Source organism: Parvibaculum sp. (assembly GCF_035325945.1).
GTDB lineage: Bacteria > Pseudomonadota > Alphaproteobacteria > Parvibaculales > Parvibaculaceae > Parvibaculum.
The window spans coordinates 1-16,367 of sequence record NZ_DAOKYX010000013.1 but is presented as its reverse complement, the minus strand read 5'-3'; the positions used below and the strand labels follow the sequence as shown (position 1 = coordinate 16,367).

General features: G+C 65.3%; 17 protein-coding genes. 10 read left to right on the top strand and 7 right to left on the bottom strand.

Features of this window, described 5'->3' with window-relative positions; translation table 11 throughout:
- Positions 1–50: 50 nt before the first annotated feature.
- From PKA57_RS08360 to PKA57_RS08330, 7 genes are all read left to right on the top strand, one after another.
- Positions 51–2,408: an LPS-assembly protein LptD gene (locus tag PKA57_RS08360; protein WP_324299449.1), complete on the top strand. Its 2,358-nt coding sequence runs from the start codon at positions 51–53 to the stop codon at positions 2,406–2,408.
- Positions 2,409–2,573: 165 nt separating this feature from the next.
- Positions 2,574–3,950 carry a peptidylprolyl isomerase gene (locus PKA57_RS08355; RefSeq protein ID WP_324299447.1) on the top strand — a complete coding sequence of 459 codons (1,377 nt, stop codon included), beginning with the start codon at positions 2,574–2,576 and terminating at the stop codon, positions 3,948–3,950.
- 47 nt (positions 3,951–3,997) lie between these two features.
- Positions 3,998–5,026 (top strand): 4-hydroxythreonine-4-phosphate dehydrogenase PdxA, encoded by a 1,029-nt coding sequence (gene pdxA / locus PKA57_RS08350; protein WP_324299445.1) that lies wholly within the window; start codon positions 3,998–4,000, stop codon positions 5,024–5,026.
- A complete protein-coding gene (rsmA, locus tag PKA57_RS08345; RefSeq protein ID WP_324299443.1) occupies positions 5,023–5,865 on the top strand; it encodes a 16S rRNA (adenine(1518)-N(6)/adenine(1519)-N(6))-dimethyltransferase RsmA in 843 nt (280 codons plus the stop codon). Before pdxA ends, rsmA begins: the two co-directional genes overlap by 4 nt.
- Positions 5,866–5,972: 107 nt before the next feature.
- Positions 5,973–7,022 (top strand): alcohol dehydrogenase, encoded by a 1,050-nt coding sequence (locus tag PKA57_RS08340; protein ID WP_324299441.1) that lies wholly within the window; start codon positions 5,973–5,975, stop codon positions 7,020–7,022.
- 149 nt (positions 7,023–7,171) lie between these two features.
- Complete coding sequence (locus PKA57_RS08335; RefSeq protein ID WP_324299438.1) at positions 7,172–7,558, top strand: DUF302 domain-containing protein; 387 nt, start codon at positions 7,172–7,174, stop codon at positions 7,556–7,558.
- 75 nt (positions 7,559–7,633) lie between these two features.
- Positions 7,634–8,257 (top strand): Spy/CpxP family protein refolding chaperone, encoded by a 624-nt coding sequence (locus tag PKA57_RS08330; RefSeq protein ID WP_324299436.1) that lies wholly within the window; start codon positions 7,634–7,636, stop codon positions 8,255–8,257.
- Positions 8,258–8,290: 33 nt separating this feature from the next.
- Here PKA57_RS08330 and gmk read toward each other — a convergent pair whose 3' ends face one another.
- The 7 genes from gmk to fabD all read right to left on the bottom strand — a co-directional run bounded on the left by gmk (position 8,291) and on the right by fabD (position 14,632).
- Complete coding sequence (gene gmk, locus PKA57_RS08325; RefSeq protein ID WP_324299434.1) at positions 8,291–8,929, bottom strand: guanylate kinase; 639 nt, start codon at positions 8,927–8,929, stop codon at positions 8,291–8,293.
- A 13-nt stretch (positions 8,930–8,942) separates the two neighbouring features.
- Complete coding sequence (locus PKA57_RS08320; RefSeq protein WP_324299432.1) at positions 8,943–9,830, bottom strand: YicC/YloC family endoribonuclease; 888 nt, start codon at positions 9,828–9,830, stop codon at positions 8,943–8,945.
- 54 nt (positions 9,831–9,884) lie between these two features.
- Positions 9,885–11,051: an endolytic transglycosylase MltG gene (gene mltG, locus PKA57_RS08315; protein ID WP_324299430.1), complete on the bottom strand. Its 1,167-nt coding sequence runs from the start codon at positions 11,049–11,051 to the stop codon at positions 9,885–9,887.
- Positions 11,052–12,305: a beta-ketoacyl-ACP synthase II gene (gene fabF / locus PKA57_RS08310; RefSeq protein ID WP_324299428.1), complete on the bottom strand. Its 1,254-nt coding sequence runs from the start codon at positions 12,303–12,305 to the stop codon at positions 11,052–11,054.
- A 135-nt stretch (positions 12,306–12,440) separates the two neighbouring features.
- Positions 12,441–12,680 carry an acyl carrier protein gene (locus PKA57_RS08305; RefSeq protein WP_324299426.1) on the bottom strand — a complete coding sequence of 80 codons (240 nt, stop codon included), beginning with the start codon at positions 12,678–12,680 and terminating at the stop codon, positions 12,441–12,443.
- Between the two features lie 255 nt (positions 12,681–12,935).
- The gene (fabG, locus tag PKA57_RS08300) at positions 12,936–13,673 is read right to left on the bottom strand and encodes a 3-oxoacyl-[acyl-carrier-protein] reductase (RefSeq protein ID WP_324299424.1); all 738 of its coding nucleotides are present in this window, start codon (positions 13,671–13,673) and stop codon (positions 12,936–12,938) included.
- A gap of 14 nt (positions 13,674–13,687) precedes the next feature.
- Positions 13,688–14,632, bottom strand: coding sequence for an ACP S-malonyltransferase (gene fabD, locus PKA57_RS08295; RefSeq protein WP_324299422.1), 945 nt, complete (start codon positions 14,630–14,632; stop codon positions 13,688–13,690).
- Positions 14,633–15,006: 374 nt separating this feature from the next.
- Here fabD and rpsF point away from each other — a divergent pair, with 374 nt between their 5' ends.
- The 3 genes from rpsF to rplI are packed head-to-tail and all read left to right on the top strand — an operon-like array spanning position 15,007 to position 16,300.
- Positions 15,007–15,447, top strand: a complete 441-nt coding sequence (gene rpsF, locus PKA57_RS08290; protein WP_324299420.1) for a 30S ribosomal protein S6 — start codon at positions 15,007–15,009, stop codon at positions 15,445–15,447.
- On the top strand, positions 15,447–15,692 hold the full coding sequence (rpsR, locus tag PKA57_RS08285; protein WP_324299418.1) for a 30S ribosomal protein S18: 246 nt from the start codon (positions 15,447–15,449) through the stop codon (positions 15,690–15,692). Before rpsF ends, rpsR begins: the two co-directional genes overlap by 1 nt.
- A 20-nt stretch (positions 15,693–15,712) precedes the next feature.
- Positions 15,713–16,300 carry a 50S ribosomal protein L9 gene (gene rplI / locus PKA57_RS08280; RefSeq protein ID WP_324299416.1) on the top strand — a complete coding sequence of 196 codons (588 nt, stop codon included), beginning with the start codon at positions 15,713–15,715 and terminating at the stop codon, positions 16,298–16,300.
- Positions 16,301–16,367 lie beyond the last annotated feature (67 nt).

Here is a 16,367-nt window from a genome sequence, read left to right as displayed (position 1 = left end):
ATCGGACGGATCCATCGACGTTGGGGGCTAACTTGAAGAGGGGATCGAGGATGGGGTCGACCGGCCGCCGGTTTGCACTGCTTGTCGCGGCGGCGGCGTTCTCGTTCCTCGCCGCGCCGCCGGCCGAGGCCGCCCCGGCATCTGCCACGCCCCGCGCACCCGGCGGTGCGGAGGCGGCGAGGACCTACCCCGAATCGGGCGAAGTCCTGATGCAGGCGGACGAGCTGACCTATGACCGCGAGCGCAAGGTCGTCACCGCCACCGGCCATGTCGAAATCGCCTATGGCGGACGCATCCTGCTCGCCGACAAGGTGACCTATGACGAGACCACCGGCGTCTCGACGGCCGACGGCCATGTCGCCCTGCTCGACCCGGATGGCAATGTCGCCTTCGCCGATCATGTCGTGCTGCGAAACGAACTGAAGGACGGCGTCGCGCAGACGCTTTCGGTTCTCATGACGGACAAGTCGCGCCTCGCCGGCAGGGACGCCGAACGCAAGGGCGGCGAAATCACCACGCTTCATCGCGGCGTCTACAGCCCCTGCGAAATCTGCACGAAGAAGGGACAGACGACCCCGCTCTGGCAGATCAAGGCGTTTCGCGTCGTCCACAACAAGACGGAACAGCGCATCGTCTTCGAAGATGCGTTCATGGAGCTTTTCGGCGTTCCGGTCTTCTATCTGCCCTTCTTCTCGCAGCCCGATCCGACGGTCAAACGCAAGTCCGGTTTCCTCGCGCCCGATTTCGCAAGCTCGACCGAGCTTGGGCAGCAGATCACTATCCCCTATTTCTGGGCGATCGCGCCCAACATGGATGTGACCCTCGCGCCGCGCTTCACCACCAAGGAAGGCATCGTCTATCAGGGCGAATTCCGGCACCGGATCGCGGAGGGTTCCTACCGTTTCTTCGGCACCGCCAACTGGCCTGAAACGCGCAAGCCCGGCACCCAGGGCGACGAGCCTTTCCGCGGCAGCCTGTTCGGCAATGGCGAATTCAGCCTCGCACCGGACTGGAGCTGGGGCTTCCAGAGCGAGTTCGTCACCGACAACACCTATCTGCGCAAATACGGATTGTCGAACGCGACCGATCTCACCTCGAACATCCACCTCAATCAGGTGAACGGGCGCAACAGCTTCTCCGCCAACGCCTATTACTTCCAGAACCTGCTGCTCGCCAGCAACAGCGATACGCCCTGGGTCGCACCGACGGTGGACTTCAATCACTATTTCGGCGATCTGCTCGGGGCCGGGCGCCTCAACTTCTCCAGCAACGCCATGCTGCTCGGAACACCGGGCGGCCTCGGCTCGCGGCGGGTCTCCGGCAGCTTCGACTGGGACATGCCGTTCACCGCCAGAGGCGGCGAGGTCTACCGGCTCTTCGCCAGCCTTCGCGGCGATGCCTACTGGACCGACAAGGTGCCGAACCCGGCGGCGCCCGGCATCAACTTCGGCAACGAGACAATCGTTCGCGGATTGCCCACCTTCGGCGCCGAGGCGAGCTACCCGCTGGTGCGCGCCGGCCGTTCGCTCCGCGAGGTGATCGAGCCGATCGCGCAGGTCATCTACTCGCCCAGCATCGGCAATAACGAGCGCATTCCGAACATGGATTCGCTCAATGTCGAATTCGACGACACGAGCCTCTTTTCGGAAAATCGCTTTCCCGGCCTCGATCGCTGGGAAACGGGCGCACGGACGAATGTCGGCGTGCGCTATTCGATCTTCGGGTCGGGCGGCGGCCAGGCGAGCGTGCTCTTCGGCCAGAGCTTCCGCATGAACGAAGACACGAGCTTCACCACGGCGAGCGGATTGCGCGATCAGCGCTCGGACTATGTCGGCGCTATCCGCGTTGCGCCCAACGACAACCTGTTCGCCGTCCATCGCTTCCGCATCAACAAGAACGACTTCAAGTTCAGCCGCAACGAATTCGACATTCTCGCGCGCACAGGACCGCTGACGACGCAGCTCGGCTATGCCTATTTCGCCGCGGACCAGGCGCTCACGACAGCCGCCGGCGCGCGTGAGGAAGTGTCGCTCGGCACGGTGCTGAAGCTCAGCGAATACTGGCGCCTCTTCGGCGGCTCGGTGCGCGACCTCGCCAATTCCCAGACGATTTCAAATGAGATCGGCCTCGGCTATCAGGACGACTGCTTCGGCCTCGCCATCGGCTTCTACCAGTCCAACATCAGCTATCAGGACATCCAGAGGTCCAACACCTTCCTGATCCAGATCACCTTCAAGAATCTCGGCACGACCGGCGTGGGTTCGGAGGCCGGACTGGGCAGCCGCCCGGGCCAGATGGGCATCGTCAATCCCGGCCCCACCGTCTTCGGCGACCCCAGCACCTCGGTTCTCGGCAATCCAGCCAAGGAGGTGTTCGGTTATCGCCGCCGGGGGAATGGCCTATACTGATCGCAAGCCCCATAGAACGGCGCCAAGCCGCTGAAAAGTTGCGTTTTTTTGCCCAGCGTCCTTGGTTGATTAGGGACCCGATTGAAGTATTCTGTGCGCTTAAGGCCGGGGCCGTCCGGGCCTAAATGGAGGGGTTCCGGCCCCTGTGAAAGAGTCATGAAGCCAATGAAGCTCGCGTGCGCGTTCACGCCTGCCGCCAAGAATTTGTCCCGGCTTTTCTCCATCGTCGCCTTTGCCGGCCTGCTCGGGATCGCGGCGGCCAGCCCGCTTCAGGCGGCCGACGGTGAAGGCATGCCGATGCAGAACCCGGCCAGCATCGCGGCTCTGGCGCCGGACGGAGCCTCGGCGGCGCAGGACGCGCAGGGCATCGCTGCCATCGTCAATGACCACATCATTTCGCGCTACGACCTCGATCAGCGCGTGAAGCTCGTGATGGTGACGTCGGGCATCCCGGACAACCCCGAAACGGTGAACCGCATCAGGGGGCAGGTTCTCAGGGGCCTCATCGATGAGATTCTGGAAATTCAAGAATCGCAGCGGCTCGAACTCAAGGTCGATCCGAAAGACATAGAGAAGGAATACAACCAGATCGCCGCGCGGGCCAACATGACCCCGAAGGAGATCGACGAATATCTCAGCGAGAACGGCATCACCAAGAACGCCCTGCTCAGCCAGATCTTCGCGGGCATCGCCTGGAACAAGGTGATCGGGCAGCAATTCGGCCCGCTGATCAATATCGGGCAGGACGAGGTCGACGAGGTTCTCAACAGGCTCAAGGCCGAGGCCGATCAGCCGCGCTATCTCGTGTCAGAAATCCTGCTGACCTATGACAGCCCGCAGCAGGAACAGGAAATGGCGGGCGGCGCGCAGCGTCTGGTGGAGCAGCTTCGCCAGGGCGCGCCCTTCGCCGCCGTCGCGCGCCAGTTCAGCCAGTCTCCGAGCGCGGCCAATGGCGGCGACATCGGCTGGGTGCATGCGAGCCAGTTGCCCAAGGATGTCGCGCCGAACATCGAGCAGATGCAGATCGGCGCGGTTTCCGATCCGATCCAGACGCTGAACGGCTTCTACATCGTGCAACTCCGCAACAAGCAGACCGGCATCGGCCCCGATGCGATGCAGGATCAGTGGACCCTCGCGCATATCCTGTTGCCGCTGACGCCCGACGCGCCGGCCGCCTTCGTCGAGCGGCGCGTGGCGGAAGCACAGAAATTCATGCGCGAGTTCAAGACCTGCGACGGCATCCCCGACCAGATCAAATCCATCGTCGGCGCAGTGGCGCAGGCGCCGCGCACCGTCAGCTTCGGCCAGCTCGACCAGAGGATCCGTGAAGCGCTCGCCGGCGCGAAGCCCGGCCACGTCTTGACGCCGATCCGCAGCGCGCAGGGCTTCGAGATGATCGCCGTCTGCGACTACAAGGCCGACGCGACCGCCATGCCGACGCGCGATGACATCGAGGACAATCTCTTCTCGCAGCAATTGTCGATGATGGCGCGCCGTCACCTCCGCGACCTGCGCCGCGATGCCGTGATCGACATCAGGTAATCAAACCGGGAGCCGGCCCAGAAGCCGACGGGCTGGACCTCAAAGCCATGAAGAGCCCCGCAGAGCCACGCTCGACGCCGCTGGCCCCCATTGCGCTCAGCATGGGAGAGCCCGCGGGCATCGCCCCCGAGGTGACGCTCAAGGCATGGGCGGCGCGGAAGGCAGAAACCCTGCCCGCCTTCTTCGCGGTGGGCGCACCGTCGCTCTATCGCGACCTCGCGGCACGGCTCATGCTCGACATTCCCGTCGCCGAAATTTCGAGCCCGGCCGAGGCGCTGTCGGCATTCGACCACGCCCTTCCCGTGCTACCGATCGCGCTAGGTGCACCGGTGGAGGACGGCCGCCTTGCGCCCGCCAATGCGGCGGCCGTCATGCGCGCGATCGACCTCGCCTGCGATCTCGCTTCATCGGGCGCGGCGTCGGCGCTCGTTACCAACCCCATTCACAAGCGCGCGCTCTATGAAGCTGGGCTCGACGTGCCGGGGCACACGGAATATCTCGCCATGCGCACGGGTGGCGCGACGCCGGTCATGATGCTCTCCTGCCCCGGGCTTCGCGTCGTGCCGGTCACTGTGCATATCGCGCTCGGCGCCGTCGTGCCCACGCTCACCACGAACATGATCGCGGAAAAGGGCGTCATCCTTGCCCGCGCGCTTCGCCGCGACTTCGGCATCACCCGCCCCCGCATCGCGGTCGCGGGCCTCAATCCGCATGCCGGCGAAGAGGGACATATCGGGCGGGAAGAGATCGAGATCATTGAACCGGCGCTCGATGCGATAAGGCGCGAGGGCGCTGAGGTGGCGGGGCCGCTGCCGCCCGACACCATGTTCCATGCGGCCGCGCGCGCGCGATACGACGCCGCGCTCTGCATGTATCACGATCAGGCGCTGATACCGATCAAGACGATCGACTTCGAGCGCGGCGTCAACACGACGCTCGGCCTTCCCATTATCCGCACATCGCCCGACCACGGAACGGCGCTCGACATTGCGGGCAAGGGCATCGCCCATCCGGGGAGCCTCATCGAGGCCATCAGGCTCGCGCAGGAGATCGCGCGCCACCGGGCTGCCGCATGACCGGGGACACACTGCCTCCCTTGCGCGAAGTCATCGCGAAGCATGGTCTCGGCGCGCTGAAGGCGCTCGGGCAGAATTTCCTTCTCGATCTCAATCTCACCGGCCGCATCGCGCGGGCCGCGGGCCCGCTCGAGGGTTATGAGGTCATCGAGGTCGGGCCGGGACCAGGCGGCCTCACGCGCGCGCTTCTGGCCGAGGGCGCGTCCCGCGTCATCGCCATCGAGCGCGACAGGCGCTGCCTTCCGGCGCTGGAGGAAATCGCCGCCGCCTATCCGGGCCGCCTCACCATCATCGAGGGGGACGCGCTCGAAACGGACATGGCCGCGCTGGTGAAAGGGCCGGCGCGCATCGTCGCCAATCTGCCCTACAACATCGCAACGCCGCTCCTCGTGCGCTGGCTCCAGACCGAGCCCTGGCCGCCCTGGTATGCGAGCCTGACGCTCATGTTCCAGAAGGAGGTCGCCGAGCGGATCGTCGCCCCGCCGGGCGGCAAGGCCTATGGCCGGCTCGCCGTGCTCGCGCAATGGCGGACGCGACCCCGCATGCTCTTCGATGTGAACCGCAGCGCCTTCACGCCGCCGCCCGCGGTGACATCGACCGTGGTCGAACTCATTCCGCGCGCGCAGGTGCTCGCCCCCGCCGATCCGCGCGCGCTCGAGCGCGTCGTCGCCGCCGCCTTCGGCCAGCGCCGCAAGATGCTGCGCTCGAGCCTCAAATCGCTGACGGCAAATCCCGCCGCGATGATCGAGGCAGCGGGAATCGATGCGACGCAGCGCGCGGAGGAACTCAGCGTCGAACAGTTCTGCGCGCTGGCGAGAGCCTTCGCCGCAACGGGCTGAACGCCGCTCTCTGGCAGTTGTCGCTTCGGCCCCGGCGTGCAACATTGCGGCAACCGGACGCTGCGGAAATGCGCAGACGGCCTCATGCACAGTAGAGGAGACACCCCATGAAATCGCAAGCGATCGTCGATTACGGCCAGCCGCTCAAGGAAATCGAAGGCGAGACGCCGCAGCCGACGGGCACGCAGGTGCTTCTCAAGGTCACGCATTGCGGCGTCTGTCACTCGGACGTGCATCTCCATGACGGCTATTTCGATCTCGGCGGCGGCAACAAGCTCGATGTGCGCGGCGGCCGCAAGCTGCCCTTCACGCTCGGCCACGAAATCGAAGGCGAAGTGATCGCCTTCGGCGAGGATGCGGAAGGTGTGGCCGTCGGCCAGCGCCGCGTCGCCTTCCCGTGGATCGGCTGCGGCGAATGCCCGACCTGCCGGCGCGGTGAGGAACACCTCTGCAACAAGCCCGCGAATCTCGGCATTCAGGTTGCGGGCGGCTATGCGACCCATGTGCTCGTGCCCCATCCGCGCTACCTCATCGACTATACCGGCGTGTCGCAGGGCCTTGCCGCCACCTATATGTGCTCCGGGCTCACGGCCTATAGCGCGATGAAGAAGCTCGGCGAAGTCAGCCCCGAAGAGCGCGTGCTCGTGGTCGGCCTTGGCGGCGTCGGCATGATGGGCCTGCAATTCGCGAAGGCGATGTTCAAGGCGGCCCCGCTCGGCGCCGATGTCGACGAGCAGAAGCTTCAGGCCGCGCGCGGCTCGGGCGCGCATGAGGTCTACAACCCGAAGGACGAGGACGCGCTGAAGAAGCTCCTCGCCGACACCAATGGCGGTGTGCCCGCCGCCGTCGATTTCGTCGGCTCCGAAGCTTCGCTCAAATTCGCCACCAGCGCGGTCCGCAAGGGCGGCCATGTCGTGGTCGTCGGGCTTTTCGGCGGCGGCTTCTCCATGCCGATCCCGATGTTCCCCATGCGCGCGATCACGATCGGCGGCTCCTATGTGGGCTCGCTCGGCGAAACGCTTGAGATGATGGAACTCGTGAAGGCGGGCAAGATCGATCCGATCCCCGTTCAGGAGCGCCCGCTCGGGCAGGCCTCGAAGACGCTCGACGATCTCCGCCACGGCCAGGTTCTCGGCCGCGTCGTGCTGAAGCCCTGAGGCTCATCCTCGCGTCTTGATCTCGCTCAATGCGGCGGAGCGCCGCTTCTCCATGCTGAACATCATGTTCGGCACGGGGTAGCGCGCTTCTCCGCATGAGGCGCCCGCCTCCTCGATGCCCGCCGGCGGCTTCCAGGGAGACGCGCATCATGACCTACTACCATGCCCGGACGCTGGAGACCTCGTTCGACGACGCGGTCGCGCGCATCACCTCCGCGCTCGCCAAACAGGGCTTCGGGGTGCTCACCGACATCGACATCGCCGCGACGATGAAGAAGAAGCTCGGTCTCGACATGTCGCCTTACCGGATATTGGGCGCGTGCAATCCCGAAATGGCGGCGAAGGCGCTCGAGGTCGAAAACAAGATCGGCACCATGCTGCCCTGCAATGTGATCGTGCGCGAAAGCGGGCCGCGCTGGGTCGAGATCGCGGCGATCAATCCCCTCGCCTCCATGAGTGCCGTCGGGAACCCGAAGCTCGATCAGGTCGCCACGAAGGTCGATGCCCTGCTCCGCGCCGCCGTGGACAGCGCCTGAATTTTGACCTCGCGCAATGACCTGCCCCGCATGCGCGACACAAAATGGCCGCCTCACCCATGCGAGGAGGACGCCATGAAACTCAGGCTTGCCGCGCTCATCACCCTGCTTGCGCTTCTTTGCAGCCCGATCGCCTTCGCGCAGGAGGCGAGCCCGCCGCAACAGCGCAACTGGCCCGGAATGATGGGACAGGGACGAGGGCCCGGGCCCGGCTGGGGGCAAGGCTGGGGACAAGGCTGGGGGCCGGGCATGATGGGCGGCTGGGGGCCCGGAATGATGGGTTATGGATCTGGCTACGGCCGCGGCTGGGGCCCCGGCATGATGGGCGGCTGCGGCATGTTCGGCTATCGCGCCGACAGCGGCGGCGCCGATATCGACAGCTATGTCGAGGGGCGGCTTGCCTTCCTCAAGGCGGAGCTCAAGATCACCGATGCGCAAGGCGCGGCCTGGGACGCCTATGCCGACGCGCAGCGTGCCAATGCGCAGGTCATGGCCAGCATGCACAAGCAGATGTACGACGCCTTGCGCTCGGACGATCGCTCGGCGGTCAACTTCTTCGACCTGCACATCCGCATGATGAAATCGAGGCTTGCCGCGCTCGAGGCGCTGAAGCCCGCGACCGAAGGGCTCTACAAGGTTCTCTCGGCGGAGCAGAAACAGAAGGCCGACGACCTCCTGCCCGTCATGGGCTGCCTCTAGCCCCCGACGCGCGGGCCGCGGGCGCCCTCGCGGTCAGAGCGTGTCGCGCAACTGCTTGACGAAATTCGACAGGCCGGTGAGCCGCCTTCGGCGAATGCGCTCGGCCTGAAGGATCGCGCGCAATTCCAGAAAGGCGCGGTCGATGTCGTCGTTGATGATGATGTATTCGTATTCCTGATAGTGGCTGATCTCGTCGGATGCCTTGGCCATCCGCGTGGCCACCACATCGTCGGCATCCTGCGCGCGGGTCCGCAAGCGCCGCTCGAGGTCTTGCGCCGAAGGCGGAAGAACGAAGACCTTCACGAGGTCTTCATGCGCCATCTCATCGATCTGCTGAGTGCCCTGCCAGTCGATATCGAAAAGAACGTCGTGCCCGCGCGCCAGCGCCTCCTGCACCGGAGCGCTCGGCGTTCCGTAGTAGTTGCCGAAGACCTTGGCGCTCTCCAGAAACTCGCCGCGGTTTCGCATTACGCCGAAATCCTCGGCGCTGATGAAGTAGTAGTCGCGGCCATGCACCTCGCCCGGACGCGGCGGGCGCGTGGTCGCGGAAACCGACATGGTGATCATCTGGTCGCTTTCCAGCAGCATCCGGGAAAGCGTCGTCTTGCCTGCGCCCGAGGGCGAGGACAAGGCAAGCATCAGGCCCCGGCGTCCGACATTGACCACGCTCATGCGCTCTCTCTTTTCATTCGACGTTCTGCACCTGCTCGCGGAGCTGATCGATCACCGCCTTGAGCTCGAGGCCGATGCGCGTGAGGCTGACATCGGCGGCCTTCGAGCAAAGCGTGTTCGCCTCGCGGTTGAACTCCTGCGTGAGAAAATCGAGCCTGCGGCCCGCGGGCTCGCCGCTTGCAAAAAGGTCGCGCGCCTGCGCGACATGGGCGATGAGACGGTCGATCTCCTCGCGCACATCGGCCTTGGTCGCGAGCAGCGCGGCTTCCTGAGCGAGCCGCTCCTCCGATAGCGACGGCGAGGCCCCGAGAAGCTCGGCAATCTGCGCCTTGAGGCGCGCGCGCATGGCGTCGACGCTCACCACCGGCGAGGCCGCCGCCTGGCGCGTCAGCCTTTCTATCTCATCGACATGCTCGCGCAGAACTGTTTCGAGCTTGCGCCCCTCATCGGCGCGGGCCTTCGCGAGCGCGGCTGCCGCCACGCCGAAGGAAGAGACGAGCGCGGCCTCGAAGGCAGCGCGCTCGTCCTCGTTCTCCTCGGCCTCGGCGCTTTCAAGAACGCCCTTCAGCGCCAGAATGCCCTCCGGGCTCGGCGGCGCGAGTTCGACTTCGCCCCGCAGGCTGCGGATGGCGCCGAGAACGGCGGCGAGCGCATCCTGATTGATGCGGAGAGGTGCCGCGGTCTTTGCGCGGTCGAGCGTCAGCGATGCCTGTACATTGCCGCGCCGCGCATGCCGCCCCAGTTCCTCGCGCAGCCGCGGCTCGATGCTCTCGAAGCCCGGCGGCAGGCGGAAGCGCACGTCGAGCCCCTTGCCGTTGACGCTTCGCAATTCCCAATGCCAGCGGGCGAGCCCCTGCTCGCCATCCGCGCGGGAAAAGCCTGTCATGCTGATCAGGGGCATCGGCGGAACCTTCCAAGAATCACGCGATTACGGCCGGGAGTATAGCAAGAACGGCTAGCCGCCCGCGCGCTTCGCCGGGGCGCGCATGGGCAACGCCGGCGCGGCGGCGGGGGGCGGTGCTTCCGCCTTGCCCGGAGTTTTTCGTTCGGGTTCAGGCGCGGGCGCGGCGGATCGGCCCGCCATGCCTTTTTCGACGCGGCGCCAGTGGCTCACATTGCGCTGGTGCTCGTCTAGCGAAGTCGAAAAGGCATGGCCGCCCGTGCCGTCGGCGACGAAATAAAGATCCTTCGTCTCGGGCGGATTGAGCACGGCCTCGATCGAGGCGCGGCCCGGATTGCTGATCGGCGTCGGCGGCAGTCCGTCCACCTGATAGGTGTTGTAGGGCGTCACGCGGTCGAGTTCGCTGCGCCTGATCGGTCGCCCGAGCGATCCCTTGCCGCCCGTCACCCCATAGATGATCGTCGGATCGGATTGCAGCCGCATCGACTTGCGCAGGCGATTGACGAAGACGGCGGCCACGCGCGGGCGCTCGGCGGCGAGCCCCGTTTCCTTCTCGACGATGGAGGCGAGAATGATCGCTTCCTTCTGCGTCTTGTAAGGCAGGTTTTCCGCGCGATGCGGCCACAGCTCGTTGATGAGGGCGGAGGCAGATTTCTGCATGCGCTGCACGATCTGGGCGCGCGTCGTGCCACGAGTGAAGTGATAGGTCTCCGGCAGGAGCGAGCCTTCATCCGGAACGAGCGGCATGTCGCCCGTCAGCACCGGATCGCCCTTCACGATCTCCATCACCTGCCAGCTCGTCAGTCCCTCGGGCACGGTGAGGCGATGGACGATCGATTTGCCTTCCCTCAGGATACGGACGATTTCCGCCATGCTGGCATGTGCCGGAATTTCATATTCGCCGGCCTTGAGCCTGCCCGCGCTCCGGTTGAGGCGGACGGCGACGCGAAAGACGAGCGGCTCGTCGAGCACATGGGCGTCCGCGAGACGCTCGCTGATCGCATTGAGGCCGAGCCCCGGCGCGAGCCACACGACCGTCGGCGAGGCGGCGGAACCCGCCGCCTCGAAGCGCCATTTGCCATAGAGGAAGGCTCCGCCGGCGAGAACGGCCAGAGAGGATGGCAGCACGACCAGAAGAAACAGCAGGACACGCGCGAGCAGCCTTCGCCGAACCGGCGAAGTGCCGGACGCATCGGCAGGCGTTTCGCCTTCCTTCGTCAATTAATCGACTTTCTTGAGCACCAGCGAGGCGTTCGTGCCGCCGAAACCGAAGGAGTTCGACAGGGCGTAGTTCACTTCCTTCCGCTTCGCCTTCAGCGGCACGAGATCCATCTCCGTCTCGACCTCGGGATTTTCGAGGTTGAGCGTCGGCGGAACGATGCCGTCGCGGATCGCCAGCATGCAGAAGATGGCCTCGACCGCACCGGCAGCGCCGAGCAGATGGCCGATCGACGATTTCGTCGAGGACATGGAGGTCTTGTTGACGGCGTTGCCGAGAAGACGCGTGACCGCCGCAAGCTCGATCGTGTCGGCCATGGTCGAGGTGCCATGCGCGTTCACGTAATCGATCTCGGAAGCCGAGATGCCGGCACGCTTGAGCGCCGCCTGCATCGAGCGGAAGCCGCCATTGCCGTCCTCGGGCGGAGCGGTGATGTGGTAGGCATCGCCGGAGAGGCCGTAGCCCACGACCTCGGCGTAAATCTTCGCGCCTCGCGCCTTGGCGTGCTCATATTCCTCGAGCACCACGATGCCCGCGCCCTCGCCCATCACGAAACCGTCGCGGTCCTTGTCATAGGGACGCGAGGCGCGCTTGGGCTCGTCGTTGAAGCTCGTCGAGAGAGCGCGGCAGGCAGCGAAGCCCGCAATGCCGATACGGCTGATCGCCGATTCGGTGCCGCCCGCGACCATGACGTCGGCATCGTCGAGCGCGATGAGCCGCGCCGCATCGCCGATCGCATGAGCGCCCGTCGAGCAGGCCGTGACGACCGAATGGTTCGGGCCCTTGAGCCCATGCTGGATCGAGACATAGCCCGAGGCGAGATTGATGAGGCGGCCCGTGATGAAGAAGGGGCTCACGCGGCGCGGGCCCTTTTCATTCAGGATGAGCGCCGTTTCGGCGATGCCTTGCAGGCCGCCAATGCCGGAGCCGATCAGCGTGCCGGTGCGGCAGCGCTCTTCCTCGGTCGAGGGATGCCAGTCCGCATCGTTGAGCGCCTGGGTCGCGGCAGCTACGGCAAAAACGATGAATTCGTCGACGCGCTTGGCTTCCTTGGCGTCCATCCAGTCATCCTGGAGGAACGCGCCTTCGCCCGTGCGCGGCACTTCGCAAGCGATCTTGCAGGGGAGGTCGTCAGTCTCGAACTTCTCGATTCTTCCGGCGCCGGATTCTCCGTTCAGAATCCTTTTCCATGTGGTTTCGACGCCGCATCCGAGCGGCGAGACCATGCCAAGTCCGGTGACGACAACCCGTCTCATGTCTCTTCCTACTCCCCCGCCGCCCGATCAGGGGCGTCTCACTTGAAACCCGAAGCAGAGCCGCGAGGCCGGGGCCGCGAACGGCCCCCGCGCACGCGGCGGAGCGCGGTCTCCCGCGCTCCCTCGCGTCCGTAATCAGGCCTTCGCGTTCGCCTTCACGAACTCGATTGCGTCCTTGACGGTCAGGATCTTCTCGGCGGCATCGTCCGGGATTTCGACGCCGAATTCTTCCTCGAACGCCATCACGAGTTCGACGTTGTCGAGACTGTCCGCACCGAGATCATCGATGAAGCTCGCGTTCTCGGTCACCTTGTCGGCGTCGACGCCGAGGTGCTCGACCACGATCTTCTTCAAGCGTTCCGCGATATCACTCATTTTAAATCCTCAGATTCCTGTTTTAGACCGGCCTCACGCCCCACTCCCCATGCCATCGGCTCAGAGGAAACTAGCGATCGAATTCGGCGGAAAGACTGCCCTTCTTCTGGCCCATTTCAAGGCAGGACCGCAAGCCAAATCGAGGGCCTAGGTAACACACTTTTCGTTCCCGCACCAGAAAAGGCGCTACATTGAAAAGGTTAACCAGACCACTGATTTCATTTGATTTTCTGCTCTGGACGCGAACTTCACGGATCAGATCATCGCCATACCACCGTTAACATGGATCGTCTGGCCGGTCACATAGGCGGCCTCGTTGCTGGCCAGAAAGACCACGGCGGCGGCGATCTCGCTCGCCTCGCCGAGCCGGCCGGCGGGAATCGTTCCCATGATGCGGCCCTTCTGATCGTCGGTCAGCGCATCGGTCATGGCGCTGCGGATGAAGCCCGGCGCGACGCAATTCGCGGTGATGTTGCGGCTCGCCACTTCCTGCGCCAGCGACTTCGTCATGCCGATCATGCCGGCCTTCGATGCCGCATAGTTGCCCTGGCCGGGATTGCCCATCACGCCGACGACGGAAGTGATTCCGATGATGCGGCCGAAGCGGCGCTTCATCATGCCGCGAAGGCTGGCGCGCGAGAGGCGGAAGGCGGCGGTGAGATTGACGCGGATAACCTCGTCCCACTCCTCGTCCTTCATCCGCATGAAGAGATTGTCGCGGGTGAGGCCCGCATTGTTGACGAGAATGTCGAGGCCGCCCATCGCGTCCTCGGCCTGCTTCGGCAGCGCATCGACTGCGGCCGCATCCGAGAGGTTGCAGGGCAGCACATGCGTGCGGCCGCCAAGCTCGGCGGCGAGCCCATCGAGCGCCTCCCGGCGCGTGCCGGAGAGCGCGACCGTCGCGCCCTGCCCGTGGAGCGCGCGGGCGATGTCGGAGCCGATGCCGCCCGACGCGCCCGTGACGAGCGCGGTTTTTCCTGTGAGGTCGAACATGTTGGCTCCCCGTTTTAAATCGTCTTCAGAATGGCTTCGATATCGGCGGGCGTGCCCACCGAAACGATTTCAGGCGATTGCTGCGCAATGCGCTTGATCATGCCGGCAAGTGCCTTGCCCGCGCCGGTCTCGACATAATGCGTGACGCCCTGCTCTTCCATGTAGAGCACGCTTTCGCGCCAGCGCACCATGCCGGTCACCTGCTTCACCAGCAAATCGCGGATGGTGGCCGGATCGGCGACCCGCGAGGCGGTGACATTGGCGACGAGCGGCACGGAGGGCGTGCGGATCTCGACATCGGCGAGCGCGTCGGCCATTTCGTCGGCGGCGGGCTGCATCAGCGCGCAATGGAAGGGAGCGCTCACCGGCAGAAGCATGCTGCGCTTCGCGCCCTTGCCCTTGGCGATCTCGATGGCGCGCTCGACCGCGGCCTTGGCGCCGGAGACGACGACCTGCCCGCCGCCATTGTCGTTCGCGGCCTCGCAGACCTCGCCCTGCGCGGCTTCCTTCGCCACCTCGGCGGCGGCGTCATAGTCGAGACCAAGGAGGGCCGCCATGGCGCCGACGCCGACCGGCACGGCGCGCTGCATGGCCTGGCCGCGCCGCTTCAGGAGGCGCGCCGTATCGGCGAGGCTGAAGGCGCCGGCGGCGGCGAGCGCCGAATATTCGCCGAGCGAATGGCCGGCGACGAAGGCCGCCTTGTCGGCGAGGCGGAAGCCACCTTCCTTCTCGAGCGTGCGGACGACCGCGAGGCTCACGGCCATGATGGCGGGCTGGGCGTTCTCGGTCAGGGTGAGGTCTTCCTGCGGGCCTTCCCACATCAGCCGGGTGAGGTTCTGGCCGAGGGCCTCGTTCACCTCCTCGAAGACCTCGCGCGCCGTGGCGAACGCCTCGCCCAGTTCGCGGCCCATGCCGACCGCCTGCGATCCCTGCCCCGGAAAGGTGAAAGCCCTGCTCATCGACGCTCCCTGCGAACGCTGTTAACTGACACGGGCTCTTCGCGGCCCGGAAGCGGAAAGAGATACAGGCAGGCAGAGTCGAGTCAAGAAGCCCGGCCGATCCCCCGAATTCCGCCGCTTTCCGCCGCGCCTGCAAGAGGCGCCCGCATGGCCGCACCCAGCGCCTGCCCCCTTGCTTCTCCGGGGTTTTTCCTTATATTGCGCGGCTTCTGAAGGCCTTGGTTGGAGGCTGAACGGCGCACCGTGCCCCAAAGGCGCGGCAGGGAGAAATCCCGGGCTCCGGTGTCTCCGCTCTTTTGGTGGTCCTTTAGAGCCTTTTCAAGGGCTCAAAGGGGGCTTTGCGCCGGGGCCGGATACAAATGGGAAAAGGCTCAATGGCTCTTTACGAGCATGTTTTCATTGCGCGACAGGACGTGTCGCAGCAGCAGGTCGAAGGACTGGTCGAACAGTTCTCGAACATCATCAAGGAAAATGGCGGTTCGGTCAGCAAGACCGAATATTGGGGCCTACGGAACCTCGCCTTCAAGGTGAAGAAGAACCGCAAGGGTCACTATACGCTCATGAACATCGACGCGCCGGCGGCAGCCGTTGCCGAAATGGAGCGTCAGCAGGGCATCAACGAAGACGTCATCCGCATCCTCACCATCCGCGTCGAGGAGCATGAGACCGGCCAGTCGGCGATGCTGCAGAACCGTGGCGGCCGCGACGAGCGCCGTGGCGGCGACCGATTCGACCGTGGCGACCGTCCCCGTGGCGACCGCCCCCGCTTCTCGCGCGACCGCGACGAAGCAGCTTCGGAAGGGAGTGACGAATAATGAGCACATCAGCAGCCCCCGCGCGCCGGCCCTTCTTCCGCCGCCGCAAGACCTGCCCCTTCTCCGGCGCCAACGCCCCGAAGATCGACTACAAGGACGTGAAGCTCCTGCAGCGCTACATCTCGGAGCGCGGCAAGATCGTTCCGAGCCGCATCACGGCGGTTTCCGCCAAGAAGCAGCGTGAACTCGCCCGCGCCATCAAGCGCGCGCGCTTCCTCGCGCTTCTGCCCTACGTCATCGGCTGAGCCCGGGAAAGGAGACAGACATGCAGGTCGTACTTCTGGAACGGGTGGAAAAGCTCGGCCAAATGGGCGATGTGGTGAGAGTGAAGGACGGCTTCGCCCGTAACTTCCTCCTGCCGCGCAAGAAGGCGCTCCGCGCCACCAAGGAAAACATCGCGCGCTTCGAGTCGCAGCGCGCGCAGCTCGAGGCTCGCAACCTCGAACTCAAGAACGAAGCCGAGCAGGTCAAGGCCCGGCTCGACGGCCAGTCCTTCATCATCCTGCGTCAGGCGGGTGAATCGGGACAGCTCTACGGTTCGGTCACCACGCGCGACATCTCGCTGGCGCTCACCGCGGGCGGCTTCTCGACGGACCGCAACCAGGTCTCGCTCGATCATCCGATCAAGTCGATCGGCCTTCGCGAAGTCCGCATCGTTCTGCACCCGGAAGTTTCCTCGAATGTGACGGTCAACATCGCCCGTTCGGAGGAAGAGGCGCAGCGCCAGGCGTCCGGCGAAGATCTGACCAAGCGCGATCAGGACTTCGAGATCGAGGCCGAGGAGTTCTTCGAAGCCGAGGAACTGGCACCGGCCGAGGAAGGCGAAGCCGCCGAGGGCGAGACGGAAGCCTGACCGGCTCCCGCATCCGCTCAATCAGAACTGCGAAACGCCGCCCTTCCGGGGCGGCGTTTTTCTTTGC

Bases quoted from the DNA above. Each gene is read 5' to 3' on its own strand.
- PKA57_RS08360 (WP_324299449.1), top strand. From the start codon at position 51: ATGGGGTCGACCGGCCGCCGGTTTGCACTGCTTGTCGCGGCGGCGGCG.
- PKA57_RS08355 (WP_324299447.1), top strand. From the start codon at position 2,574: ATGAAGCTCGCGTGCGCGTTCACGCCTGCCGCCAAGAATTTGTCCCGG.
- pdxA (WP_324299445.1), top strand. From the start codon at position 3,998: ATGAAGAGCCCCGCAGAGCCACGCTCGACGCCGCTGGCCCCCATTGCG.
- rsmA (WP_324299443.1), top strand. From the start codon at position 5,023: ATGACCGGGGACACACTGCCTCCCTTGCGCGAAGTCATCGCGAAGCAT.
- PKA57_RS08340 (WP_324299441.1), top strand. From the start codon at position 5,973: ATGAAATCGCAAGCGATCGTCGATTACGGCCAGCCGCTCAAGGAAATC.
- PKA57_RS08335 (WP_324299438.1), top strand. From the start codon at position 7,172: ATGACCTACTACCATGCCCGGACGCTGGAGACCTCGTTCGACGACGCG.
- PKA57_RS08330 (WP_324299436.1), top strand. From the start codon at position 7,634: ATGAAACTCAGGCTTGCCGCGCTCATCACCCTGCTTGCGCTTCTTTGC.
- gmk (WP_324299434.1), bottom strand. From the start codon at position 8,929: ATGAGCGTGGTCAATGTCGGACGCCGGGGCCTGATGCTTGCCTTGTCC.
- PKA57_RS08320 (WP_324299432.1), bottom strand. From the start codon at position 9,830: ATGCCCCTGATCAGCATGACAGGCTTTTCCCGCGCGGATGGCGAGCAG.
- fabF (WP_324299428.1), bottom strand. From the start codon at position 12,305: ATGAGACGGGTTGTCGTCACCGGACTTGGCATGGTCTCGCCGCTCGGA.
- PKA57_RS08305 (WP_324299426.1), bottom strand. From the start codon at position 12,680: ATGAGTGATATCGCGGAACGCTTGAAGAAGATCGTGGTCGAGCACCTC.
- fabG (WP_324299424.1), bottom strand. From the start codon at position 13,673: ATGTTCGACCTCACAGGAAAAACCGCGCTCGTCACGGGCGCGTCGGGC.
- fabD (WP_324299422.1), bottom strand. From the start codon at position 14,632: ATGAGCAGGGCTTTCACCTTTCCGGGGCAGGGATCGCAGGCGGTCGGC.
- rpsF (WP_324299420.1), top strand. From the start codon at position 15,007: ATGGCTCTTTACGAGCATGTTTTCATTGCGCGACAGGACGTGTCGCAG.
- rpsR (WP_324299418.1), top strand. From the start codon at position 15,447: ATGAGCACATCAGCAGCCCCCGCGCGCCGGCCCTTCTTCCGCCGCCGC.
- rplI (WP_324299416.1), top strand. From the start codon at position 15,713: ATGCAGGTCGTACTTCTGGAACGGGTGGAAAAGCTCGGCCAAATGGGC.